At 35.6% G+C, this 23,570-nt stretch carries 24 protein-coding genes and 1 pseudogene; 18 read left to right on the top strand and 7 right to left on the bottom strand.

Annotated features, from left to right (window positions below; translation table 11 throughout):
* The 9 genes and pseudogenes from MVY38_RS07315 to MVY38_RS07275 all read left to right on the top strand — a co-directional run.
* Positions 1–316 (top strand): annotated as a pseudogene (locus MVY38_RS07315) (UDP-2,3-diacylglucosamine hydrolase); the annotation flags it as partial.
* Between the two features lie 2 nt (positions 317–318).
* Complete coding sequence (locus tag MVY38_RS07310) at positions 319–1,260, top strand: chemotaxis protein (protein ID WP_297484798.1); 942 nt, start codon at positions 319–321, stop codon at positions 1,258–1,260.
* 10 nt (positions 1,261–1,270) lie between these two features.
* Positions 1,271–3,655, top strand: coding sequence for a chemotaxis protein CheW (locus tag MVY38_RS07305; RefSeq protein ID WP_297484796.1), 2,385 nt, complete (start codon positions 1,271–1,273; stop codon positions 3,653–3,655).
* Positions 3,655–4,149, top strand: coding sequence for a chemotaxis protein CheW (locus MVY38_RS07300; RefSeq protein ID WP_297484795.1), 495 nt, complete (start codon positions 3,655–3,657; stop codon positions 4,147–4,149). The genes MVY38_RS07305 and MVY38_RS07300 overlap by 1 nt, the downstream gene beginning before the upstream one ends.
* Positions 4,150–4,157: 8 nt before the next feature.
* Entirely contained in the window at positions 4,158–5,270 is a 1,113-nt protein-coding gene (locus MVY38_RS07295) for an ABC transporter permease (RefSeq protein ID WP_297484793.1), read from the top strand.
* On the top strand, positions 5,271–6,005 hold the full coding sequence (locus MVY38_RS07290) for an ATP-binding cassette domain-containing protein (protein WP_297484791.1): 735 nt from the start codon (positions 5,271–5,273) through the stop codon (positions 6,003–6,005).
* Entirely contained in the window at positions 6,002–6,964 is a 963-nt protein-coding gene (locus MVY38_RS07285; RefSeq protein WP_297484789.1) for an MlaD family protein, read from the top strand. The genes MVY38_RS07290 and MVY38_RS07285 overlap by 4 nt, the downstream gene beginning before the upstream one ends.
* A complete protein-coding gene (locus MVY38_RS07280; RefSeq protein WP_297484787.1) occupies positions 6,954–7,553 on the top strand; it encodes an ABC-type transport auxiliary lipoprotein family protein in 600 nt (199 codons plus the stop codon). The genes MVY38_RS07285 and MVY38_RS07280 overlap by 11 nt, the downstream gene beginning before the upstream one ends.
* Positions 7,550–8,854 (top strand): aminopeptidase P N-terminal domain-containing protein, encoded by a 1,305-nt coding sequence (locus MVY38_RS07275; RefSeq protein ID WP_297484785.1) that lies wholly within the window; start codon positions 7,550–7,552, stop codon positions 8,852–8,854. The genes MVY38_RS07280 and MVY38_RS07275 overlap by 4 nt, the downstream gene beginning before the upstream one ends.
* Here MVY38_RS07275 and MVY38_RS07270 read toward each other — a convergent pair.
* A complete protein-coding gene (locus MVY38_RS07270) occupies positions 8,826–9,257 on the bottom strand; it encodes a hypothetical protein (RefSeq protein WP_297484783.1) in 432 nt (143 codons plus the stop codon). The genes MVY38_RS07275 and MVY38_RS07270 overlap by 29 nt on opposite strands.
* An 82-nt stretch (positions 9,258–9,339) precedes the next feature.
* Between MVY38_RS07270 and MVY38_RS07265 the strand changes: the two genes are divergently transcribed.
* Positions 9,340–10,587 carry a diguanylate cyclase gene (locus MVY38_RS07265; RefSeq protein WP_297484781.1) on the top strand — a complete coding sequence of 416 codons (1,248 nt, stop codon included), beginning with the start codon at positions 9,340–9,342 and terminating at the stop codon, positions 10,585–10,587.
* Positions 10,588–10,594: 7 nt separating this feature from the next.
* Here MVY38_RS07265 and MVY38_RS07260 read toward each other — a convergent pair whose 3' ends face one another.
* The 4 genes from MVY38_RS07260 to MVY38_RS07245 are packed head-to-tail and all read right to left on the bottom strand — an operon-like array spanning position 10,595 to position 14,732.
* Positions 10,595–10,933: a translation initiation factor gene (locus MVY38_RS07260; protein WP_297484779.1), complete on the bottom strand. Its 339-nt coding sequence runs from the start codon at positions 10,931–10,933 to the stop codon at positions 10,595–10,597.
* Positions 10,934–11,782 carry a DUF5718 family protein gene (locus MVY38_RS07255; protein WP_297484778.1) on the bottom strand — a complete coding sequence of 283 codons (849 nt, stop codon included), beginning with the start codon at positions 11,780–11,782 and terminating at the stop codon, positions 10,934–10,936.
* A 2-nt stretch (positions 11,783–11,784) separates the two neighbouring features.
* Positions 11,785–13,392, bottom strand: a complete 1,608-nt coding sequence (locus MVY38_RS07250; protein WP_297484776.1) for an ABC-F family ATP-binding cassette domain-containing protein — start codon at positions 13,390–13,392, stop codon at positions 11,785–11,787.
* A gap of 59 nt (positions 13,393–13,451) precedes the next feature.
* Positions 13,452–14,732 (bottom strand): citrate synthase, encoded by a 1,281-nt coding sequence (locus MVY38_RS07245; RefSeq protein WP_297484774.1) that lies wholly within the window; start codon positions 14,730–14,732, stop codon positions 13,452–13,454.
* 94 nt (positions 14,733–14,826) lie between these two features.
* Here MVY38_RS07245 and MVY38_RS07240 point away from each other — a divergent pair, with 94 nt between their 5' ends.
* Positions 14,827–15,255 carry a GNAT family N-acetyltransferase gene (locus MVY38_RS07240; RefSeq protein WP_297484771.1) on the top strand — a complete coding sequence of 143 codons (429 nt, stop codon included), beginning with the start codon at positions 14,827–14,829 and terminating at the stop codon, positions 15,253–15,255.
* Positions 15,256–15,299: 44 nt separating this feature from the next.
* Here MVY38_RS07240 and MVY38_RS07235 read toward each other — a convergent pair whose 3' ends face one another.
* Positions 15,300–15,647 carry a YchJ family metal-binding protein gene (locus MVY38_RS07235; RefSeq protein ID WP_297484769.1) on the bottom strand — a complete coding sequence of 116 codons (348 nt, stop codon included), beginning with the start codon at positions 15,645–15,647 and terminating at the stop codon, positions 15,300–15,302.
* Positions 15,648–15,709: 62 nt separating this feature from the next.
* On the opposite strand from MVY38_RS07235, the gene pta reads away from it, so the two are divergent.
* Positions 15,710–17,788, top strand: a complete 2,079-nt coding sequence (gene pta, locus MVY38_RS07230) for a phosphate acetyltransferase (RefSeq protein ID WP_297484767.1) — start codon at positions 15,710–15,712, stop codon at positions 17,786–17,788.
* The gene (locus MVY38_RS07225) at positions 17,788–18,807 is read left to right on the top strand and encodes an acetate/propionate family kinase (RefSeq protein WP_297484765.1); all 1,020 of its coding nucleotides are present in this window, start codon (positions 17,788–17,790) and stop codon (positions 18,805–18,807) included. Before pta ends, MVY38_RS07225 begins: the two co-directional genes overlap by 1 nt.
* Positions 18,808–18,863: 56 nt before the next feature.
* On the opposite strand, the gene MVY38_RS07220 is transcribed toward MVY38_RS07225, so the two are convergent.
* The gene (locus MVY38_RS07220) at positions 18,864–19,082 is read right to left on the bottom strand and encodes a cold-shock protein (RefSeq protein WP_297434525.1); all 219 of its coding nucleotides are present in this window, start codon (positions 19,080–19,082) and stop codon (positions 18,864–18,866) included.
* Positions 19,083–19,378: 296 nt separating this feature from the next.
* Between MVY38_RS07220 and MVY38_RS07215 the strand changes: the two genes are divergently transcribed.
* The 5 genes from MVY38_RS07215 (at position 19,379) to MVY38_RS07195 (ending at position 23,503) form a co-directional block, all read left to right on the top strand.
* Positions 19,379–20,737: a phosphomannomutase/phosphoglucomutase gene (locus MVY38_RS07215; RefSeq protein ID WP_297484763.1), complete on the top strand. Its 1,359-nt coding sequence runs from the start codon at positions 19,379–19,381 to the stop codon at positions 20,735–20,737.
* Positions 20,738–20,771: 34 nt separating this feature from the next.
* Entirely contained in the window at positions 20,772–21,383 is a 612-nt protein-coding gene (locus tag MVY38_RS07210) for a hypothetical protein (protein ID WP_297484761.1), read from the top strand.
* Between the two features lie 75 nt (positions 21,384–21,458).
* Positions 21,459–21,800 carry a hypothetical protein gene (locus tag MVY38_RS07205; RefSeq protein ID WP_297484759.1) on the top strand — a complete coding sequence of 114 codons (342 nt, stop codon included), beginning with the start codon at positions 21,459–21,461 and terminating at the stop codon, positions 21,798–21,800.
* Positions 21,801–21,846: 46 nt separating this feature from the next.
* Positions 21,847–22,854, top strand: a complete 1,008-nt coding sequence (pyrC, locus tag MVY38_RS07200; protein WP_297484757.1) for a dihydroorotase — start codon at positions 21,847–21,849, stop codon at positions 22,852–22,854.
* A complete protein-coding gene (locus tag MVY38_RS07195; RefSeq protein ID WP_297484755.1) occupies positions 22,844–23,503 on the top strand; it encodes a response regulator transcription factor in 660 nt (219 codons plus the stop codon). The genes pyrC and MVY38_RS07195 overlap by 11 nt, the downstream gene beginning before the upstream one ends.
* The last annotated feature ends 67 nt before the right edge of the window (positions 23,504–23,570 follow it).

Genomic DNA, 23,570 nt, shown 5'->3' with positions numbered 1-23,570 from the left:
TATACTTTTTATTCTCAAATATATTGATATAGTATCTAATCATGCAATTTTAAAAAATGTAGAAGAGCATTTGGGAAAAAAAGATGACTGCAACAAATTTAGCGGTTTTCATGAATTTATAACAAAGCGTCTTAGCGGCAGGTTTATGTGTGACTTTTTTATTGAAGGGCATTTTCATCAAAATGTCTCTTTTTCAGTTGATGGCTTTAAATATATAAATTTAGCAGCTTTTGCGTGCAATCAAAGATATTTTATTATAAAATACTCAAATAGCAATACTGTTTTACTAGAACAGAAATTTTCAAAGGGAAAATAGTTATGGATGATAAATCATTAAAAGTCGGCTCAAATGAGATGGAATTGGTCGATTTTCGTATATTTAAACAAGAAGAAGATTCTGTGTACGAAGGTATATACGGGGTGAATGTCTCTAAAGTTAGAGAGATTATTAAAATTCCTAGTTTGACAGAACTTCCAGGAACACCAGATTTTATAGAGGGGATTTTCGACCTTCGTGAAGTTGTAATTCCTGTTGTAAATCTTGCAAAATGGATGGGTGTTGTTGAACCAGAAAATGTAAAAGAGAGCTCCCGTGTTATTATTACGGAGTTTAACAATGTCCTTATTGGCTTTGTAGTGCATGAGGCAAAAAGAATTAGAAGAATTAGCTGGGGAGATATAGAACCAGCCTCTTTTATGAATAGTTCTGCAGGTATGGATAGTAGCAAAATTACAGGAGTTACAAAAATAGAAGGTGACAATGTACTGCTTATTCTTGATCTTGAGAGTGTTGTTCAAGAGCTAGGTTTGTATGAACCTGAAACAGATGTTGAACCAGATAAAATAGAGACTTTTTCTGGTTTAGCTATGGTTCTTGATGACAGTACAACAGCTAGAAAAATTGTAAAAGATGCCTTGCAAAAAATGGGATTTCATGTTATTGAAGCGATGGATGGTGAAGAGGGACTCTCTAAACTAGATGATTTGTATGAGACTTATGGAGATGAACTCTCAAATAAACTTAAAATTATTATTTCAGATGTTGAAATGCCAAAAATGGATGGCTTTCATTTTGCTGCAAAAGTTAAAGAGAATGAGAAGTTCTCTACTATCCCAATAGTCTTTAACTCTTCAATTAGTGATCACTTTAGTGAAGGAAGAGGTGAAGAAGCTGGAGGTGAGGCTTACTTGGTTAAGTTTCAGGCAAGTTCATTTTATGATGAAGTATCTCGTGTAGTGAATGCACATATGAAAAAATAGGAGTATAAATATGGATGAATTTCAAGAAATATTACAAGATTTTTTAGTTGAATCATTTGAACTTGTAGAGAAGTTAGATGAAGATTTAGTGGAGTTAGAATCAAATCCTGAAGATTTGGAACTGCTTAACGGAATTTTTCGTGTAGCACATACTGTAAAAGGTGCTTCATCATTTTTAAATTTTGATGTATTAACACATCTTACACATCATATGGAAGATGTTCTTAACAAAGCAAGACATGGTGACCTTATAATCACTCCTGACATTATGGATGTGATTTTGGAATCAATTGATCTTATGAAAGCACTTTTAGAGACAATTCGTGATACGAGTGCAGATGAAGGCATTGATGTATCAGCGTGTGTGGCAAGACTTGATAAAATAAGTAATGGAGAAGCTCCCTCTGCTGCTGTAGAGCCAGAAGTAGAAGATGTTGTTGAAGAGACACCTGCTGAGGAAGAAGAACTAGACTATGATAATATGGATCCTGATGAAATTGAAGCAGAAATAGAGAGACTTTTAGCACAGCGACAAGCTGAAGATAAAGCAAAAAGAGAAGCTAAAATCGCAGCAGGTGAAGATGTTCCAACAGTGCCAGAAGTAGAAGAGGAACAAATAGAAGATAAGTCAGAAGCAGAGAAAAAAGAGGAAAAGCCAGCGGCTAAAAAAGCTCCAGCTCCTGTAAAAAAAGAGCAGAAATCTACTAACAAAGAGAGTGCTAAAGCAGCGGCACCTACAAAACGCACTCCTGCGGCAGTTGAGCAGACAATTCGTGTAGATGTGAAGAGACTTGACCATCTTATGAACCTTATTGGTGAGCTTGTTCTTGCTAAAAATAGACTTATGAAAATCAATGAAGATGTGGAAGAGCGTTATGAGGGTGAAGAGTTTTTAGAAGAGTTGGCGCAGGTAGTTTCTATTGTTTCACTTGTAACCACAGACCTTCAAATCGCTGTTATGAAAACGCGTATGCTTCCAATTGGAAAAGTATTCAATAAATTTCCAAGAATGATTCGTGATTTATCTCGTGAACTGAACAAAAAAATAGAGCTTGTTTTGGCTGGTGAAGAGACTGAACTTGATAAATCTATTGTTGAAGAGATAGGTGATCCACTTGTGCATATTATTCGAAATTCATGTGACCATGGAATTGAAACTCCTGAGGAAAGAGTTGCAAAAGGCAAGCCAGAAGAGGGCACAATTAGTCTAAAAGCCTATAATGAAGGAAATCAAATCGTCATACAAATTGATGATGATGGTAAAGGGCTTGATCCTCAAATGCTTAAAGAGAAATCCTTTGAAAAAGGTCTTATTAGCGAAAAAGAACTAGAGACTATGAGCGATAAAGAGGCTTATACGCTTATTTTTAGACCAGGGTTTTCAACAGCAGCTGCGGTGACGAGTGTCTCTGGTCGTGGCGTTGGAATGGATGTTGTAAAAACAAACATTGAAAAACTCAATGGAATGATAGATATTGATAGTGAGGTGGGTGTTGGAACAACAATTAAGTTAAAAATTCCTCTTACGCTTGCTATTATTCAAGCACTTTTAGTTGGTGTGCAAGAGGAACATTATGCTATTCCTTTAGCTTCTGTACTTGAGACTGTACGAATTTCTAAAGATGAAATATATACAGTAGAGGGTAAAAGCGTTATGAGACTTCGTGATGATGTTCTCTCTTTGGTGCACATTGGTGATATATTTGAAGTTGAACGAATCTTGGATGCTAGTGAGCATGCTTATGTTGTTGTTTTAGGTTTGGGTACTAGTAAACTTGGACTGATCGTAGATACGCTTGTTGGACAAGAGGAGATTGTTATTAAATCTCTTGGTGATTATCTCAAAGGCATAGAAGGTATTGCTGGTGCTACAATCCGTGGTGATGGTGGTGTTACACTTATTGTTGATGTTGTTGCCTTGATGAGTATGGCAAAAGATGTAAAAAGTACTGCATTAAGTACTCCAGACGAGGGTGCTTCAGGAGTAAAAGAGAAAACAAAACCGAGTGATTACACGGTGATGATAGTTGATGATTCTAAAACAGATAGAACCATTATGCGTAAAGCACTTGAGCCAATGGGGTTAACATTAGTAGAAGCTGCTGATGGTCAAGAAGCCTTAAATATTTTAAAATCAGGTGACTATAATTTTGATGCAATGCTTGTAGATATTGAGATGCCTAGAATGGATGGCTATACTTTAGCAACAGAGATAAAAAAATATAATAGATATAAAAATTTACCTCTAATTGCGGTGACATCAAGAACAAGTAAGTCTGACAGAATGCGTGGGGTAGAGTCTGGAATGGTAGAGTATATTACTAAACCGTATTCAGCAGACTATTTGGCGAGTGTAGTACAGAGAAATGTGAATTTTAAAGCGGAGTTTTTATAATGAGTGATAAATTAAAACAGATTATTGACAAACAAAGTGAACAAAAAGATAGTGTAGTTGAACAACTTGATGATGTCGTACAACTTGTTGGTTTTATGATAGGTGATGAAGAGTATGCAGTGCCTATCTTAGCTATTCAAGAGATTATTAAACCATTTGCATGGACGAGAGTACCACAAGTTCCTAACTATGTTTTAGGTGTTTTTAACCTTCGTGGTGCGGTTATTCCTCTTCTTGATTTGCGTACAAAGTTTGGTCTTACACCAAAAAAACAGGGAGAAGATACTCGTTTTATCGTAATGCGTCATGGTAATGATGTTGCAGGTTTTGTTATTGACAGACTTACAATGGCGATTAGAATTAAAAAAGAAAATATTGGACCGGCACCTGATACTGTAAGTGGTGAAGACACTATTATTGACGGTGTTGGAAAACAGGCTGATAAAATTATTACTATTCTTAAAGTAAACAAACTTTTAGAGAGAACTTTTTAAGTAGATTTATGAAAAAAGTTTTTAGCATAGAGAGTATTGATGAAAATCTTCTTCTTAAATTTGAGGGGAAGATGAGTCTCTATGAAGTAACAAAGTATGAAAGAAAACTTGCTGGCATACAAACAACTGCTATAAAAAATATTACTATAGACCTTACAAATTTAGATGAACTTGATACTACGGCTGCTATTTTTATTTATAATCTTCAAAAAGAGTTCTCTTCTAAAAAGGTCACTTTAGAGTGTTATGATGAAAAGCTTCTTAGCACTTTAGAATTAGTTCAAGAAAATATGTTGCATTATAATGAAAATGTAAAACCACAAAAACTCTCTTTTTTACAAAAGATAGGAAAGATTTTTTATGATTATTATGATGGCTTCAGTGCATTTATAGAGTTTTTTGGACAACTCTTTGCATCTAATTTGCGTTATTTAACCTCATTAAAAAATATAAGATATAAAGAGATTGCTTTTGAAATAAATGAAAGTGCCATAAAAGCTTTGCCGATTGTAGCCCTTACAAGTTTTCTTATAGGGCTTGTTATAGCCTATCAATCTGCTTATCAGTTAAAAATTTATGGAGCAAATATTTATATTGTAGATATGCTTGGTATCTCTATTTTTAGAGAATTAGCCCCTGTAATAACTGCCATTGTTATTGCAGGACGGAGTGGCTCTGCTTTTACTGCGCAAATTGGTTCTATGAAAATTACGCAAGAACTTGATGCTATGAAGACTATGGGCTTTGAACCTTTTGCATTTTTGGTACTGCCTCGTATCATCGCTTTGATAATAGCGATGCCAATTCTGATTTTTGTGGCTGATATTATGGCGATTTTAGGTGGTATGATAGTTTCAAATGTAGATTTGTCAATCTCTCCAGAACTCTTTATTGACCGACTTTCTCGCGTTGTCGCCGCAAAACATTTTTTCGTAGGTATTATCAAAGGACCATTTTTTGCATTTTTAATTGCTACTATTGGTATTTATAGGGGTTTAATTGTAAAAGATGATACACAAAGTATAGGTTTTAATACAACTAAAAGTGTTGTTGAAGCTATTTTTGCTGTAATCGTGTGCGATGCAATTTTTTCCATAGCTTTTACAAATTTGGGGATATAAATGCAGATGATAAAGGTTGAAAATGTAGTGACTGCGTTTGGTAATAGAATCATTCACGATGGACTTAATTTTACAATTAAAGAGGGTGAAATCTATGGGCTTTTAGGACCTAGTGGATGTGGAAAAACGACACTTCTTCGTGAAATGGTTATGTTACAAAAACTTACAAGTGGGAAAATAGAAATTTTAGGTAAAAATGTAGCAGATATACGACGAGAGGATGCTCAAAATCTTCGCAGACAATGGGGTGTGCTTTTTCAATTTGGAGCACTTTTTTCTTCTCTTACACTTGCTGAAAATATTGCACTCCCTTTAGGAGAATATACAAGATTATCTAAAAAGATGATAGATGAAATCGTTGCGTTTAAGTTAAGTATTGTAGGTTTGAAACAGAGTGATGCTTTTCTGTACCCCTCAGAGATAAGTGGTGGAATGAGAAAAAAAGCAGGATTAGCGCGTGCATTGGCGATGGATCCAAAACTTCTGTTTTTAGATGAGCCTACAAGTGGGCTTGATCCAATCTCTGCTAGAGAATTCGATGCACTTATCTTAAAACTGCGTGCTATGCTTGGACTTACTGTCGTTATGGTAACGCATGATTTACGTTCCATATATGATACTTTGGATAGAGTTGCTATAATAGATAACAAACAAATTGCTTATGAGGGTACTTTAGATGATATTGCATCAGTAAAAAGCGAATTTATACAAACTTTTTTTAGAGAGAAGCTATGAATAATAAGGTAAATTACAAATTAATAGGGTTTTTGGTTTTAGTTGGTTTTGTGATGATTCTAGGTTTTAGCTATTGGCTTTTAAAACCATCATCAAAAGATGAGATGAAAAAGTATACTATCTATTTTAATGAATCAGTTGCCGGATTAAATATCAATGCTCCTGTTAAATACAGAGGTATTAGTGTAGGAAAAGTTATAGATTTGCGTATTAATCCATCAAATATAGAACAGGTTGAAGCAACAGTAGATATTTTAAAAACAACACCTATTAAAGAGACTACCGTTGCTAAATTAACAGCGCAAGGAATAACAGGACTTACCTATGTAAATCTTAGTTTGGGTGCAAACTCTGCGCCTCTTTTACATCCTAAAAAAGGGGAGAAATACCCTGTAATTAAATCTGTTCCATCTCTATTTAAAGATGTTGAAAAATCTTTAGGAGGACTCTCTGAACAACTCTCAGAGACTCTTGAAAAAACAAATACATTTTTGGATGAGTCAAATCGTAATGAGGTGCATAAAATGCTAAAACATACAGCGGCTGTTTTAGAGCATGTCGATATGTTGTTAAATGAAAAAACAATACATAAATTGCAAAAAAGCATTGATAATTTGGCACTCTTTAGTGCGCAGTTGACACAACTTACTCCAAAAGTGGATAGTTTTATTACCAATAGTGTTACTTGGGAAGATAAAATGAGTAACTCCTTCTCTTCAATTCAAGAGACTTATACTAGTATGGGAGTAACGATGAATAATATGGCACTCTCTTTTTCTAATGTTCAAAAAGATGTTAAAGATGTCTCTATAAATCTTGTTCCAACACTCGATGCTAGCCTTCTACAAATGCAATCGACAATGATAGAGTTTAATGAGTTGCTTCGTGAGTATAAACGCAGTCCAAGTGATATTTTATTTAAAAAGACAAAAGTAAAAAGGGGACCTGGTGAAAAGTAAATTTCTAATAGCGGCATTGCCACTCTTATTTGGAGCATGTAGTTCTCCTAAACCAGCCTTACAGGAGTACATTGTAACTCCAAAAGTTTCTGTGACGCAGAGTAAAACCAGTAAATACAGAGAAAAAATAGTAAAAGTTGCCACTGTTTATGCAGCAAAAGATTTACACTCTCGTAGTATGTTTTATGTAGAAGATGGCATGAAAAAATTTGCTTATGCTTCCTCAGAGTGGGCTGGGTCACCACAACAATTTGTGCATAAAGAGGTGATGCAAATGTTGGCACAAACGAAGGTTTTTGCTTTTGTGCAACTACCTAGTTCTAAAGTAGAGAGTGATTTTATTTTAGAGACAAGATTAAATGACTTTACTCAATATTTTGAAGAGAATGATAAAAAATCTTATGCTGTAGTTTCTGTAACTTTTACACTTGTAAATAGCAAAAAACATACAATAGTAGCAAGTAAAACTTTTTCTTCAAAAGTAGATGCAAGTTCTTTAAACGCAGTAGGTGGGGTAAAAGCACTTACTATTGCATTAAAAGAGGTATTGAGTGATGCTTCTGTTTGGATAGTGAAGGTTGCTCAATGATTAGCCAAAAAGAGTATATTAAACGCAGAAAACGGCTGACAAAGAGTTTACAAATCAACTCTATGACACTGCTTTTAAGTGCTACACAAAAAACGCGTTCTCACGATACGGAATTTCCTTATAGACAAAATAGCAACTTCTACTATTTGAGTGGTTTTAAAGAAGATGAGGCAGCCTTACTTATTGTTAAAACGAAAGAGTCTATAAAAGAGTACTTTTTTGTGGCAAAAAAAGAGCCTCAGATGGAGTTATGGACAGGTAAGAGGCTTGGAGTAGAAAAAGCAAAAGAGATTTTCAGTTTTGATGATGTTTTTGAATTTACGCAACTACAAGAAAAGATCGCTGCGTTTAGTGCGGGTATAGACTCTTTTTACTATGATTTTGAGGAGAGCCAAGCGCGATTAACATCTCTAAAATCGGAGCTAAAAAGTGTAGAGTGCTTTTATAATGTTGCTTCCATCGTTGGAGCGCTGCGTTTGGTGAAGTCAGCAGCAGAGATTAACCTTATAAAAGAGGCAATAAACATCACAAAAGAGGCACATCATCGTGCTATGCAAGTGAGTAGTAAACTTACTTATGAGTATCAACTTCAAGCTGAAATAGAGTATGTTTTTAAGAAAAACGGGGCATATAGCGATGCTTATACTTCCATCGTTGCTTGTGGTAATAGAGCTAACACTCTTCATTATATTTCTAATGATAAAGCCCTAGAAAAAAACAGCCTTATCCTAATAGACGCAGGGTGTGAATATAACTACTATGCAAGTGATATTACTCGTACAATTCCTGTAAGTGGAGTGTTTAGTGATGCGCAAACAGAGCTTTATGAACTTGTTTTAAGCGTCAATAAGGCTATTATTAAAATGATACGCCCAAAAGTTTTGCGCAGTAAATTACAGGCTAAATCAGAAGAACTACTCTGTCAGGGAATGTTAGAGTTAGGAATTTTACATGGAAATTTTCAAGAGCTTTTAGATGCAAAAGCACATAAAAAATATTATCCTCACGGCATAGGTCACTGGATGGGTTTAGATGTGCATGACGCGTGTCCATATAAAGATAAAGATGGTAAAGAAATTCCACTAAAAGCAGGAATGGTTCTTACAATAGAACCAGGAATTTATCTTGATGCAGATGATAAAAGTGTTCCTAAAAAATATAGAGGTATTGGGATTAGAATTGAAGATGATATTTTAGTGACAAAAGAGGGGTATGAAAACCTATCGGAGCAAATTGTTAAAGAGATGGAGGATATTAGACTTTTTAAGTCTATTACTCATACGAGTAACTCCAACCTGTAAGGCTCTTCTTCTTTGCCTCATCAAACGCAGTAGAGTCTGCTAAAAAGTCCATAACATGCATAACAGCATATGGGATGCTTCTTTGATCTTCTGGCTTTACTAAAAGCATAGGCATTGGGGTGTCTTGCTCTTTACTAAGCGCAAATCCAACAGGCATAAGCTGACTCATCAACTCTGCTGGTTTTGAAATGCTATTTTCATCTAAAAATTTCTCTAAAACAGCTTCTTGAACATCTTTTGGAAGATGCTCATCTGTATTTAAAAAAATAGTAAAGTGAATAGGTGTCTCTTTAAAATGCTCTGGTGCAGGGGCTGCCATAATAATATACTCTACTTTTTCTAGGTGCTTTTTTATCTTATCGTTTGTCAAATATTGTTCTGTTTTAATAGCTTTTGCTTGCATAGTTTCTCACTTAAAATGTTTCAAGAATTTTATCATAAAATATGGTATAAATTATGCTTTATAAAATGCAATAAGGATAATTATGCAATTTATAGAGGCTTTGAGACTTAGAAGTAAATTATTTATACTATTTATGCTCATCGCCGGTGGACTTTTTTCTGTTGGAATTATGGGAACAAGCTACATTAATGCTATGAAAAAAAATATTGATTCTCTCTATTTTGGTTCACTTATTCCCATCACAGAACTTAACAATGTTTTAGAAACATATCATAATGGGCTTGGAAATACAGTTTATAGACTCTCAAGAGGGGGCATTCCTAAAAATGAAGCAGAGGAAGATATTGAAAACTCTTTAAGAAGTGTAAATAGAAACTGGCAAAGTTATATGTCGCATTTTAAAACTGAAGATGAATTACTTTATGTAAATTATGCTAATTCTGAAATTATTTCCATTAATAATTATTTCAAAAAGATATTAAACGCAGTCGAAGATGATAAACTCAAATCTCATAAAATATCTGTTGTAACACTCGAGAGGCGCTTGTCTGTTATTCATCAGGTTTTACAAAAGCTTATTAGTTACGAAATAAAAGTGGCAAACTATGAGAGAAAGACATTTTTAACGACTTATGATTCTATGGTTTTTCAACTTGGGGCAATTTTAGGATTCATTATTTTAGCTATTCTTTCAATATCTTTGTATGTATTTAGAAGTATTCAAAATGATCAAACAAAGCTTGAACTCGCCTCTAAAAAGCTCAAAATTGCAAACAAAAAACTTGAAAGCGCTTCCTATACAGATTCTTTAACTACACTACACAATAGACGATATTTTAATTTTATCTATGAAAAAGAGTTGAAACGCACGAAACGTAATAAAAATTACATTACCTTTATGATGATTGATATTGACTTTTTTAAACAGTATAATGATACCTATGGGCATGTTGAGGGAGACTTCGCACTAAAATCTGTTGCTAAAGTTTTAAAAGATAGTCTGAGACGACCAAGTGATTATGTATTTAGACTTGGTGGGGAAGAGTTTGGGGTGTTGCTGAGTGAAACAGATGAGTCACATAGTGCCAGACTTGCTCGTGACATATGTGATGCCGTTCGTGCAAGAGAGATTAAGCATGGGGGCTCAAAAGTGAATGAGTATTTGACTATTTCTATAGGTCTTATATGCTGTAAAGCTGATGATAATCTTGATGGAGATTTACTTATTTCCCGTGCAGATGAGATGCTTTATAGAGCCAAAGAGAGTGGGCGTGATAGGTACATCATCACAACAAAAGTAAAAGAAAAAGAAGAGAAAAAAAGCGCCTAAGGTTTATCTATTTTTTAAAACGAAAATTCTCTTTTAGAAGTAAATCACGCAGTTTTTCCTGTATCTCTCCTTGAAATTCCATCCAGTTCTCTTTATAGCTTCCACCACAACCGAGCTTTTTTTTGATGTGTTTAAGCACTGCGTTTGCATCCTCTTTTTTGAGGTGAAATTCCCCAACAAGAGTGACAACTTTGCCTCTTCGTTTTTCTCTTTTAAAGACTAAAAAATGTTTGGAGGGTTCTTCTATGTTTGAAGATACTTTGGCTTTTTTTGGTGTTTGAACCTCTGCCCACTCATCTTTTATATCTGCGCCAATAAAAAGATCAAGCTTTTTGCCTCTAGCCATTTAGAGAACTTTTTGTGCCAACACACTCATGGCAGGTTGTTCATACGCTTTTGTTTGTAGAGCATCTTCAATCTCTTGGAGTTCATATCTATTGTGATTATAAACAACAACAAGTACCTCATCACCTCGTTGTAAAAAGGTACTCTCTCCATAAGGAGTGTATCTTGTCGCACCAATACTTATGATGAGATTTTTAGGATTATTACACGCTTTTATGTATGCTTTAACATCTTCGAGCGGTCCAAAATTATCTTGGGTATTAATTTGATTAATGATCCAATCAAGCAGTTTTTGGTGGAAGTAGCTGTAACCTTTGAGTGCTACATTTTCACCGTAAGCTTCTAGTTTGTCATCACGGCGTAGGTAACTACAAATGGAGTAACTCTCCATCATACCGCCATCTTCAAAAACATCAAGAGGTAGCAGCTCTTTTGCTAAACCTTTTGTATTTTTACCCCAGTTCTTTTTATCGCTAATCTTTTGTGCTCCAGCTACGCGAATAGAAGCATCATTATATGCACCAAAATATTGTGGTGCGATAAAAACGAGCTTATCTTTTTCATAAGTGAGTTCACATACAAGTGCTACTTCTGGTTCTGCTTGAACATTGTCTGCTGCGTTTGGAAGTTTTAAAGTGTCACAAGAGAGTGGAAACACAGAGAGCATTTCACGAGGACGCTCACTATTGTTTTGCTTTTTACAAGGAAGGTAAAAAGGAAAGATGCCTTTTGGCGCTGCTTCATCTTCTGTAATGACATCTTTAAACTCTTCAAGCTCACCAGCCTGTGCTAAATGCAAAGCAAAATTTCCAGCAATTCCAAGTCCAAGATACTCTTTATAATCATTCATGATTAAATCTTTCCTGCTGCTCTGTCTGCTGCAAACTCTTCATAAGAGCCAGAAAAATCAATATAAGTATGGTCTTCATGTAACTCAATAATACGAGTAGCAAAAGCGTCAAGTAACTCACGGTCATGAGAGACACAAATAACATTTCCACTAAATTCACGGAGTCCTTCACCAAGTGCGACAATAGCTTCAAGGTCAAGGTGGTTGGTAGGCTCATCGAGCACTAAAAAGTTTCCGCCCTCAAGCATCATTTTACTTAGCATCATTCGGTGTTTCTCTCCACCTGAAATGCTTACTACTGATTTTTCTTGCTGCTCACCATTAAAAAGCATACGACCCAGACAGTTTCTTATTTCAGCAATTTCACGCTTAGGATCATAGGCACGGAGCCAATCATAAAGTGTTCCATCTCCTTCAATTATGTCTGCCGTATCTTGTGGAAAGTAGGAGTTTTCAATAGTAGCTCCCCATGTGACTTTTCCACCACAGCTAGGTTTTATCTCTTCCATTAGTATTTTCACGAGTGTTGATTTACCAACACCATTCGCACCAATAATAGCAATTTTCTCACCTGGATTGACCTTAAAATCTACATCTTTTAGCACTTCATTATCGCCATAAGAGTGGCAGATATGCTCAACATTTAAGGCTTCATCACCCATAGCTCGTTTTGCTTTAAAAACGATGGACGGGTCACGGCGTGAAGATGGTTTTATTTCATCTATTTGAAGCTTATCGAGTTGTTTTTGTCTTGAAGTTGCCTGTTTTGCTTTTGAAGCATTTGCACTAAAACGGCGAACAAAGGCTTCGAGTTGCTCTTTCTCTTTTTGTTTTTTAGCATTGTCAAGTTCCATCTGTTTTGCCATAACATTTGCAGCGATGTACCAGTCATCATAATTTCCAGTGAACTCACGGATTTTTTGGTAATCTACATCGAGGATATTTGTAACAACAGAGTTTAGAAAGTGTCTATCGTGTGAGATGACGACCATTGTTCCCTCATGTCTTTGTAGCTCGTTTTCTAGCCATGTAATTGTCTCTATATCTTGATTATTGGTAGGCTCATCGAGAAATAAGACATCTGGTTTTGGGTAAAGAACTTGTGCAAGAAGCACTTTGAACTTGTCAGCCGAGTCAAGTGTACTCATAAGTTCATTGTGTGCTTCAGCAGGAATCCCGACATTTTCAAGAATTTTTGCGATGTTTACATCGTACTCATAAGTAGGGTCTTCTTCTACACAGATAGTTTCAAGTTCTGCAAGACGGTTATTGACAGCATCATCTTCAAAATCACCCGTCATATAAATCTCTTCTTTCTCTTTGATGGCATCATAGAGACGCTTGTTTCCATACAAAACAGCATCCATAATAGTGTAATCTTCAAAAGCATATTGATTTTGTCCTAAAACACCAACTTTATTTTGTTTAGGGATGATGATCTCTCCATCATATTCATTTATTTGACCAGAGAGAATTTTTAAAAAAGTTGTTTTACCCGCACCATTCGCACCGATAAGACCATATCTTTTGTGACGGTCAAGTTTGAGGTTTATCTCTTGAAATAGAACTCTATTTCCATAACGCATAGTTAAATTTTGTACTGTTACCATTTTGTGTAGCCTACCATAATATTTTTCGCGATTATATCTAAGATATGCTAAATAAAAGTTTACTTTCCTAAATAGAGCTGTCTTGGACGAGCAATTTTACTCGTTTTATCTTTTTTAAATTCTATCCACTGTGTAATCCATCCAGCGGTTCTTCCTATTACAAAAATTGGGGTAAACATTGACTTTGGAATTTGCAGTGCAGTGAGAATGACTCCAGAATAAAAGTCAATATTTGGATAGAGTTTTCGGCTGATAAAGTATTCATCGCTTAGGGCAATCTCTTCAATCTTATTTGCTATTTTCATAAGATTTGAATCTAGTTGCAAGGTATCTTTTAATTCATCTTGTAAGCTTTTAAGTATTTTTGCTCGTGGATCAAAGTTTTTGTAAACACGATGCCCAAATCCCATTAGTCTAAAGTCATCTTCAGGATCTTTTGCACGGGCTATAAACTCATCGACTCTCTCTACTGAGCCTATCATCTCAAGCTGTTTAATGACAGATTCATTTGCCCCTCCATGTGCTCGTCCCCAAAGTGCCGAAATTCCTGCACTAATGGCAACATAAGGGTGTGCACCCGTGGAAGCAACTCCTCGTACTGTGGTAGTTGAAGCATTCTGTTCGTGGTCTGCATGGAGTGTAAAAATTGTGTCAAGTGCTTTTATTTCTATTGCTTTGATTTTTTGTTCGCCATCTATGCCAATATGCATTTTCCCACCAGGATAGGCTCGCATCATATAGAGAAAATTTTCACTAAAACTTCGTTCAATGTCAGGTTGTATAAAAGGTGCACCAATGGAGTGTCTGTATGCAAACGCAGCGATTGTAGGCATTTTAGCAATAATGCGCCTTGCCATCTCCTGATACCCACTCTCATCAGCAATATTAAGATGTGCGTAGTAAAAGCTTGAAAGTGCGGCAGTCGCGGAAGAGAGTGCCGCCATAGGATGCGCTCCTGTTGGAAAAGTGGCAAAAAGATTTTTGAGATTTTCATGTAAAAGCGAGCGGTGGCGTAACTCTAAGTCAAATTCAAGCAGCTCTTTTTTAGTTGGGAACCTTGAATTTAGCAGAAGATAGCAGGTCTCCAAGTAGCTGCGTTTAGTAGCAAGCTCTTCTATTTTTATACCGCGGTAGCGAAGCTCACCTTTTGCTCCATCTATAAAAGTAATGCTTGATGTACAACTTGCAGTTGCAGTAAAACCATTATCATAAGTAAACATACCAGTCTGTGCATAAAAAGTGCCAATATCAACTACACTTGGTCCTCTTGTTGCATCTTTTATTTCAAACTCATAACTTTTACCCGTTCGGTTATCTGTCATTGTCATTGTGTTTTTCATAACAGCTCCTTTTTAAATTTATTTGCTTTAAATTTTGCATCTCTATAAAAAATTATTATACTACTATTGTAGCAAATTTATTGTAAAATGGCATATGCAAATAAGAGAATTAGATTTAAAAGAGTTACAAACGGCATGGGAAGTGGTTTCGCAGTTGCGGACAAAAATAGAGTACAAAGAGTTTGAAGATTTGGTGTATGATATGCGTGAAAGTAATTACACAATGGTTGGAATTTTTGAAAAATCAAAACTTGTCACTTATGCAGGGGTAACTATTAGTACAAATCTTTACCATAAACGCCATCTTTTTATTCATGAACTTGTGACAGATACGCACTACCGCTCACAGGGTTATGGCAAGATGATGCTTGAGTATTTAAGCGATTATGCTAAAGTGGGTGCGTGTGAAAATATTGTACTCTCTAGTGGCTTGCAAAGAGAAGAAGCACATACTTTTTATGAAAAAAATGAGTTTACTAAAGCGAGTTATGTCTTTGTAAAAGCACTTAGGATTCAAAATTAAATAAATACGCTGATTATAGCGATGTTATTTTGGTTCTAGTCACATTATTTTATGCAACACTTTTTAAATTTTTTTCCGCTTCCACAGGGACAACTTTCATTGCGTTGCACCTTTGTAGGGTAGAGTTCTCCATCTTTATATTTCCAAACGCCATCTTCTTGGACAAAATTACTCTTTTCGTGTAAGAGACCAACACCATCTTTATCACGATAGTAAGCCTTAAACTCCACTTGTGAACCCACTGCGTTTAGAACATCAAGTTTTAACCACTCTAACTCTGGCATCAGCTCTAATTCTTCTACGCTCTGGTTTGTTGCTGTTTTTGCTAAGTAGTTCCAATCTTTTTTCACAAAAGCCTCATATCGGCTTATCATTAACTCTTTTGGTGACATAAGTATCTATCCATAAATCAATTTTTTGATAGAATTATACACAAAGTCTAAAGGCAAAACTAATGAAAATAAATTCTCTCTATATCTCGGCAAAAGAGTTTAATGCTGGTTCTCTTTTCGTATCAATGGGAATGATGGAAATTTTAAAGCAAAACTTACCGCGGGTGGCTTTTTTTCGTCCTGTTATTTTTAGTAAAAATATGCAAGACAATGACATACTTTTTATGCTTGAGCATTATAAATTAGATATGAAATATGAGGATGCTTATGGTGTTGATGTTGCGTATGTTGAGAGTATGCTTGCTGCAAATAAAGAGGATGCACTTATTAGTGAACTCTTAGAGAAGTTTAAAAAACTTGAAAAAGAGTATGATTTTGTACTCTGTGAGGGGATTCGCCTCTCATTTTTAAATAGTATTCATTTTGATATAAACCTCAAACTTGCACAAAATTTTGGTGCATCTTATATAAATATTATTTTGGCAAAAGATAAAAGTGCAAAAGAGGTTTATGAAAACATTCTTATAGATAAAAAAGAGATTCAAACGCAGGGGTGTAGCCATTTCGCAAGCTTTGTAAATAGGGCGAGTGCTGAGATGCAAGAGGCACTAAAGAGTAGGCTAAAAGATGTAAAAGAGGCAATTTTTTACCTGAATGAAGTTGAAGAGTTAAGCCTTTGTACCGTGCAAGATGTGATGGAATCTCTTGATGCTAAACCTCTTTTTATTACCGAACATGATCATACAAGAACCATTCGCTCCATAAAAATAGCGGCACTCTCTCTTGATAACTTTTTAGCTAAAATTGAGGAGGATGACCTTATTGTCGTTCCTGCTGACCGTTCTGAAATTATACTTGGACTTTTTGCTTCTTTGTACTCAAAAAATTATGCAAATATTTCAGCAATAGTATTTCCTTTTTCAATGCAGGCACACCCAAATATTCAAAAACTTATAGATGGACTCAGTGGTTTTGGTATTCCTATTTTGAGTGTAAGTGGCGACACTTATGAGACGGCAAAAAAACTGATGAATATTCATGGACATATTAGAATTAACTCTACGCGTAAAATTGCCTTGGCGATGGGACTTTTTCGAGAGAGTGTCAATATTGACTTAATAGAGCAGCGAATAAAGAGCGAGCAGAGTGATGTGATGACACCACTAATGTTTCAGTACAAACTTTTTGAGATGGCTGCATCAAATCTTAAAAGAGTAGTGCTTCCAGAAGCTGAAGATGAGAGGATTTTACGAGCTGCTGAAATTATTTTACATAGAAAAGTGGCAGATATTATTTTGCTAGGCGATGAAGAAGAGGTAAAAGCCAACTACCTGCGTTTAGGACTTGACCTCTCAAACGCAGTGATAATAAACCCGCATACTTCACCACTTATGGAGCAGTTTGTAGAGAGCTTTTATGAGTTGAGACGCTCAAAAGGTTTGAGTAAAAGTGCAGCCCAAGATGCGATGACACATTTTAACTATTTTGCAACAATGATGGTGCAACTAGGCTATGCAGATGCTATGGTAAGTGGTGCTATTCACCCCACAGCAGACACTATACGACCAGCACTGCAAATCATAAAAACAAAGCCAGATTATGACATAGTCTCTAGTATATTTTTTATGTGTTTAGATACAAAAGTGCTTGTATATGGTGATTGTGCCATTGTTCAAGACCCTGATGCTAAAGAGCTTGCACAGATTGCCATCGCCTCAGCACGGAGTGCAAAGATGTTTGGCATTACTCCTCGTGTGGCAATGCTCTCTTACTCGACAGGGGAGAGTGGACATGGAAGTGATGTAGATAAAGTAAGAGAAGCGACACAAATAGTTAAAGAAAAAAATGCAGATATTTTAGTAGAGGGACCTATTCAGTATGATGCAGCTATTGATGCGAAGGTGGCAAAAATAAAACTGCCAAACTCTCAAGTGGCTGGGCGTGCGACTGTCTTTGTATTTCCTGATTTAAACACGGGAAACAATACCTATAAAGCCGTGCAACGCTCAAGTGGAGCTATTGCCATTGGACCTGTTTTACAAGGGCTTAAAAAACCTGTAAATGATTTGAGCCGTGGTTGTTTGGTGGAAGATATTGTAAATACCATCGCTATTACGGCAATTCAAGCAGGAGAAGATTGATGAGAGTAGCAGTCATAAACAGTGGAAGTTCTACACTAAAATTTAAACTTTTTGAGATGCCGAGTGCTAAAGTGTTGCATGAGCAACTGTTGGAATTTAAAGCTGGTGATACTATTTCGCAAGAGATAGAAAAACTTGATGTGGATTTTTCTAAAGTTGATGTGATTGGGCATAGAGTGGTGCATGGTGGCGAGCAGTTTGTGCAACCTGTGATAATTGATGAGGTAGTTATGGAGGCTATTGAAGCACTTATTCCCTTAGCTCCTTTGCATAATGGAGCAAATTTAGCAGGAATAAAAGAGATAAAAGAGACATTTGCTCATATTCCACAAGTAGCAGTTTTTGACACTGCGTTTCATGCTTCTTTAAAAAAGGAGGCATACCTTTACGCTTTGCCATATGATTTGTATGAAAAAGAGCAGATACGCCGTTATGGATTTCATGGAAGTTCTCACTCTTATTTGTTAAAAATTGCAGCAAAAAAGCTTGCTAAAGAGCCACAAAAAACAAATATAATCACGCTACATTTAGGTAATGGGGCATCTGTTTGTGCTATTAAAAATGGAAAAAGTATTGATACCTCTATGGGATTTACTCCACTTGAGGGGCTTGTTATGGGAACGCGAAGTGGAGACATTGACCCTGCCATAGTGACTTATTTAGAGCGAGAACTTGAGTATAGTTATGAAGAAGTAGATACGATGCTGAATAAAAAATCAGGTCTCTTTGGTTTATGTGGTGAAAGTGATGTTCGTACTATCTTAAACGCAGCGGATGAAAAATCAAAACTTGCTATTGACATTATGGTCAGACGCATTCAAAAGTACATTGGTGCATACATGATTTTACTTGAAGATGTTGATGCTATTGTTTTTAGTGGTGGAATAGGGGAGCATTCTGAGTATATAAGAGAACGAGTGATGGATAATAAAATTATTAAAAATATAAAAGCATTAGTTATTGAAACTGATGAAGAGTTAGAAATTGCAAATGAGTGTTTGAAAGTTTTGAAAAGTTAGAAATTTAAAAAAAGTTATATAGGCAAGATGCCTATATAAAAAGTGTGGAGTAACTACTAAAGTGGAGTTACATTTTCAGCTTGTGGGCCTTTTTGACCTTCACCAACTTCGAATGTTACTCTTTGACCTTCTGCTAAAGAAACTCTACCACCATTTGGATTATTTACTTGACGGAAATGTACGAATACATCTTTCCCACCATTATCTTGTTGAATAAAACCATAACCTTTTTCATCATTGAACCATTTAACTGATCCGTCCATTAATTCTGCCATTGTCTAGCCTTTGTATAAAATTGTGTCAAAATATCGGGAGAGTCTTTAGGAGGTCGTAACGCTTATAGAGCATATCGCACACTAAAGATGAATTCACACCTCATCTCTTTCACTAAGCAGCAGTATATCAGAATAATTTGTAATATCCAACATTTATACACTTTTTATACAAATTCTTTTCAAATGAGCTATATTACGCCTAGAAAAAAGGAAAAGTTATGCAAATATTTACACTTTAAATCTTGTTTTAATTGAGCTTAATGTATTATTTTATAATTTAATTTAGGAAATGATATATGAGCATCTACAGAGAGTACGACATACGCGGGATATTTGAAAAAGAGTTAAACGAAGAGAGTGTGACGAAAATTGGCTATGCTTTAGCTTCTAAAATATCTGGAGAGTATGTATCTGTTGGTTATGATGCGCGTTCACATTCACCTATTTTATTTGAATATTTAGTTGCAGGTTTAAACGCAGGTGGTAAAAAAGTGCTTGGTATGGGACTTGTGCCTACGCCTGTAAACTACTTTACAAACTATCAAGAGTGGGATGGCATTACACCATCGGCTTCTGTTATGATCACAGGTTCACATAACCCTAGCGAGTACAATGGTTTTAAAATCACTGTAGATAAAGCACCATTTTTTGGCGAAGATATTTATGCGCTCGGGTCTGAATGTGAAGCTATGGATATGCCAAACGCAGTAGAGCGTGATGTGACAGAAATAGATGCAAACAGTAGATATATTGACTTTATTGTAAATGAGTTTCAACACTTAAAAGCAATGCCTACAAAGATTGTCTATGACTGTGGTAATGGTGTTGCTGGCGTTGTCCTTCCTGAGATTTTTGAAAAATTAGAACTCCATACAAAAGGAATTTATGTAGATCCTGATGGAACATTTCCAAACCATCACCCAGACCCTTCTGTTGAGAAAAATCTTGTAGATGTTAAAGCTCTTCTAGACAAAGAGGGTGATATTGCCTTTGCGTATGATGGTGATGCTGATAGAATTGCAGTTCTTACACATAAAAACAATATAAAGGGCGATATGATGGCTCTTTTATATAGTATGAATATGGACAAGCCTACTGTTGTTGGAGAGGTGAAATGTTCTCAAGTGATGTATGATGAGCTTGAACGCCGAGGGGCAAGAGCTGTGATGTATAAAACAGGACACTCAAATCTTAAAGTGAAAATGAAAGAGATTGATGCTGATTTAGCATGTGAAGTAAGCGGACATGTCTTTTTCAAAAACCGTTACTTTGGGTATGACGATGCCATTTATGCTACATTTAGAATGTTAGAGCTTATTTATGAGGGCATAGACCTTGACGCTGAACTTGCAAAACTGCCACAGGTTTTCTCAACTGAAGAGATAAAAGTTGAAACTACAGAGGCGCAGAAGTTTAAGATTATCGATAGAGTCAAAGAGCTTTTGCAAAATCCTCCTGCTGATTTTCCTGTTATAAAAGATATGATTGATGTAGATGGTGTGCGTATTAATTTTGAAAAAGGGTGGGGGCTTGTTCGTGCGAGTAATACTACTCCTGTTTTGGTGACTCGTTTTGAATCAACTGACGAACAAGAGGCAAAACGCTATGAAGATGCGGTAAATAGCCTTATAATGATGGCAAAAGAGTCTCTTTAAGAAGGAAATGGTTTTGGTAAAGTCTTTATATATATTGAGTTTTTTATTTATTATAGCTGCGTTTAGTGCTTGTGGTGAAGAGAGTGGAAACCGTCATGTTTCTCTCTTGGGCGCAGATACTACAAAAGTAAATCCAAACTCTATGGCATACCTGTCTGTAGATAAAAATGAAGATAGAAAAAACAAGCTTGAACTCTCCAAAATAGAGGCAGATGCAAAAATAGAAATAGCAAAAATTCAGTCAAATAGCCAAGTGCATATAGCAAAAGTAAATGCTCAAACGCAGCAAGAGATAGCTAAATCAGATTCTGTTACAAAAATAAAAACTTCACAACTTGATGCAAGTACTAAAAAAGAGAGCATGCAATATACTGTTTATATTGTCATAGCTGTTGTATTTTTCTTAATTGTGGCTCTTATTTTACTCTATTTGAATAGTAAAAAAAATAGAGAGCTGAAAAAAGAGCTTCATGAAGCACAACTGATTCATGAACGAGATCTGAGAGAGAAAGAGTTTGAAGAGAAGAGAATACATAAAATTTTAGATTTGGTATCAGAGGGAAAACTTCCTGCTGCTGTTAAAAAAGAGGTAATTCTCTCTATCTCTTCACCTAAAAATAAGGTTATTGATAATATAGAGGTTTGATGTATGATAAAAATATAATAAGAACTTAACATTATTATAGATACAATTGCCAAAATTTAATTTTAGGAATGTTCTATGGTCTTTTATGTGACACTCTTTTTAGCTTTTTTATACTTTAAAATTGCGCGTGTTTATAAAAAAGAGGAAAAATCCAATGCAAACTTTTGGGTTTTAAACTCTATAGTAGCTTTGGCTATTGCTGCACTTATAGTTTATGGTTTTATGCATGAAACCTGGTATATTTTTCTCATAGTAAGTTATATCTTTTTTATTGCTGCTTCTCTTATTGTTTCTGCAGTACAACTCGGTGTTTTCATAGATGGTAAGCCTTTTGTTAAAATCAGTCATCTCTTTCAAAGCTTGGCAATAATTGGGATGTTTATCTCTTTTGCTGATTTATATTTATGGGGTATTTAGCGGCAATTCGCTATAATTGCACTATAGAACATATAAGGAATTTTTAATGAAAAGTCATACACTTTTAATGCCACTAGATATGCACTTACATCTTCGTGATGGAGTGATGCTAGAAAATATTGCACCACTGACTGCGTTTACATATAGCGGTGCACTAATAATGCCAAATCTTGTACCTCCAGTAGATACTCTTGCCGCTGTAAGATCTTATAAAGAGAGAATTATATCTGCTGTACCAAATGACTATTTTGAACCATTTATGACGCTTTTTTATAAAAACTATGATAAAGCATTTTTGGAGAGCGTTGTAGATGAAATTACAGCTATAAAACTCTATCCAGCTGGAATTACAACAAACTCTGAGGGGGGCGTTGAATCATTTAATATTGAAGAGATGCGTACTACTTTAGAGGCAATGAGTGATTTAGAAATTCCTCTTTGTGTTCATGGTGAAACTGATGGCTTTGTGATGGATAGAGAAGCTGAGTTTATGAGTATTTATGAACTTTTAGCACAAAACTTCCCTAATCTAAAAATTGTTATGGAACACATTACAACAAAAGCAGCAGTAGAGATGCTAGATAAATATCCAAATCTTTATGCAACTATTACTGTGCATCATCTACTTTTAACGCTTGATGATGTCATTGGTGGAATGATGATGCCACACCACTTTTGCAAACCTATAGCAAAAAGACCAGAAGATTTAGATGCACTTTTAAGTGTAGCGCTTGAAGCACATCCAAAAGTGATGTTTGGTTCAGACTCTGCACCACATCCACAACATAAAAAAGAGTCTTGTGGTTGTGCTGCTGGTGTCTTTACTGCCCCTATATCTTTACAGCTTTTAACAGAAATCTTTGAGCAGTTTGATAAGCTCGATAATCTACAGGCATTTGTAAGTGATAATGCACAAAACATATATGGTATTTGTCCTGAATTTAAAGAAGTGACATTGGAGAAACGACCTTTTGTTGTCCCTCAAAACTATTCGGGTGTCGTCCCTATGTATGCTGGTGAAACTATTGGCTGGGCTATAGAGAGTGTCGATTAAAATACTTTTTTTAGAAGATGATGCTCTTTTTTCTGAGACAATCGTTGATTTACTTGAAGATGAAGGGTATGAAGTCTTTCACTCTCCAAATGGACAAGATGCGCTTGATGCTACCTACAAAGAGAAGTTTGATCTCTACTTGCTTGATATAAATGTTCCTCTTATTGATGGAGTCTCTCTTTTGGGAGATTTGCGTAAAGCAGATGACGAAACCCCTGCTATTTTTTTAACATCACATAGTGACAAAGAGATGCTGCAACGCGGCTTTTTAAGTGGTGCTGATGACTTCATTACCAAACCTTTTGATACTACCGAGTTTTTACTGCGTTTAGCTGCATTACTAAGAAGAACGAAACGCAAACAGGCGGAATGTGTCGGCTTGTTATGTCATGATAATGTGCATCAGTCTGTACTTTATGATGGTGTAGCGTTAGAGCTTTCAAAAAAAGAGTATGAGTTGCTTGTTTTATTGATGGATCATGCGAATACCCCTGTTCCTAAAGAACTTATTTATGATGAGTTGTGGAGTAGTGCAGATAAAGGGGGTAGTGATGGTGCAATTCGTGTCTATATAAATAGACTCAAACAGCTTCTCCCTGGTGTAAATTTTGAGAATATTCGTGGGTTTGGGTATAAGCTTGTTCCGTAATCTACGCATAAATATTTTTATATATTATTTGCTGACTGTTATTGGCTTTGTCTCTCTTGTTTATTAT

This window comes from Sulfurimonas sp. (assembly GCF_027056685.1).
GTDB lineage: Bacteria > Campylobacterota > Campylobacteria > Campylobacterales > Sulfurimonadaceae > Sulfurimonas.
The sequence above is the reverse complement of the archived record's forward strand: the minus strand, read 5'-3'. Positions and strand labels throughout refer to the sequence as shown.

Bases quoted from the DNA above. Each gene is read 5' to 3' on its own strand.
- MVY38_RS07310 (WP_297484798.1), top strand. From the start codon at position 319: ATGGATGATAAATCATTAAAAGTCGGCTCAAATGAGATGGAATTGGTC.
- MVY38_RS07305 (WP_297484796.1), top strand. From the start codon at position 1,271: ATGGATGAATTTCAAGAAATATTACAAGATTTTTTAGTTGAATCATTT.
- MVY38_RS07300 (WP_297484795.1), top strand. From the start codon at position 3,655: ATGAGTGATAAATTAAAACAGATTATTGACAAACAAAGTGAACAAAAA.
- MVY38_RS07295 (WP_297484793.1), top strand. From the start codon at position 4,158: ATGAAAAAAGTTTTTAGCATAGAGAGTATTGATGAAAATCTTCTTCTT.
- MVY38_RS07290 (WP_297484791.1), top strand. From the start codon at position 5,271: ATGCAGATGATAAAGGTTGAAAATGTAGTGACTGCGTTTGGTAATAGA.
- MVY38_RS07285 (WP_297484789.1), top strand. From the start codon at position 6,002: ATGAATAATAAGGTAAATTACAAATTAATAGGGTTTTTGGTTTTAGTT.
- MVY38_RS07275 (WP_297484785.1), top strand. From the start codon at position 7,550: ATGATTAGCCAAAAAGAGTATATTAAACGCAGAAAACGGCTGACAAAG.
- MVY38_RS07270 (WP_297484783.1), bottom strand. From the start codon at position 9,257: ATGCAAGCAAAAGCTATTAAAACAGAACAATATTTGACAAACGATAAG.
- MVY38_RS07265 (WP_297484781.1), top strand. From the start codon at position 9,340: ATGCAATTTATAGAGGCTTTGAGACTTAGAAGTAAATTATTTATACTA.
- MVY38_RS07260 (WP_297484779.1), bottom strand. From the start codon at position 10,933: ATGGCTAGAGGCAAAAAGCTTGATCTTTTTATTGGCGCAGATATAAAA.
- MVY38_RS07255 (WP_297484778.1), bottom strand. From the start codon at position 11,782: ATGAATGATTATAAAGAGTATCTTGGACTTGGAATTGCTGGAAATTTT.
- MVY38_RS07250 (WP_297484776.1), bottom strand. From the start codon at position 13,392: ATGGTAACAGTACAAAATTTAACTATGCGTTATGGAAATAGAGTTCTA.
- MVY38_RS07245 (WP_297484774.1), bottom strand. From the start codon at position 14,732: ATGAAAAACACAATGACAATGACAGATAACCGAACGGGTAAAAGTTAT.
- MVY38_RS07240 (WP_297484771.1), top strand. From the start codon at position 14,827: ATGCAAATAAGAGAATTAGATTTAAAAGAGTTACAAACGGCATGGGAA.
- MVY38_RS07235 (WP_297484769.1), bottom strand. From the start codon at position 15,647: ATGTCACCAAAAGAGTTAATGATAAGCCGATATGAGGCTTTTGTGAAA.
- pta (WP_297484767.1), top strand. From the start codon at position 15,710: ATGAAAATAAATTCTCTCTATATCTCGGCAAAAGAGTTTAATGCTGGT.
- MVY38_RS07225 (WP_297484765.1), top strand. From the start codon at position 17,788: ATGAGAGTAGCAGTCATAAACAGTGGAAGTTCTACACTAAAATTTAAA.
- MVY38_RS07220 (WP_297434525.1), bottom strand. From the start codon at position 19,082: ATGGCAGAATTAATGGACGGATCAGTTAAATGGTTCAATGATGAAAAA.
- MVY38_RS07215 (WP_297484763.1), top strand. From the start codon at position 19,379: ATGAGCATCTACAGAGAGTACGACATACGCGGGATATTTGAAAAAGAG.
- MVY38_RS07205 (WP_297484759.1), top strand. From the start codon at position 21,459: ATGGTCTTTTATGTGACACTCTTTTTAGCTTTTTTATACTTTAAAATT.
- pyrC (WP_297484757.1), top strand. From the start codon at position 21,847: ATGAAAAGTCATACACTTTTAATGCCACTAGATATGCACTTACATCTT.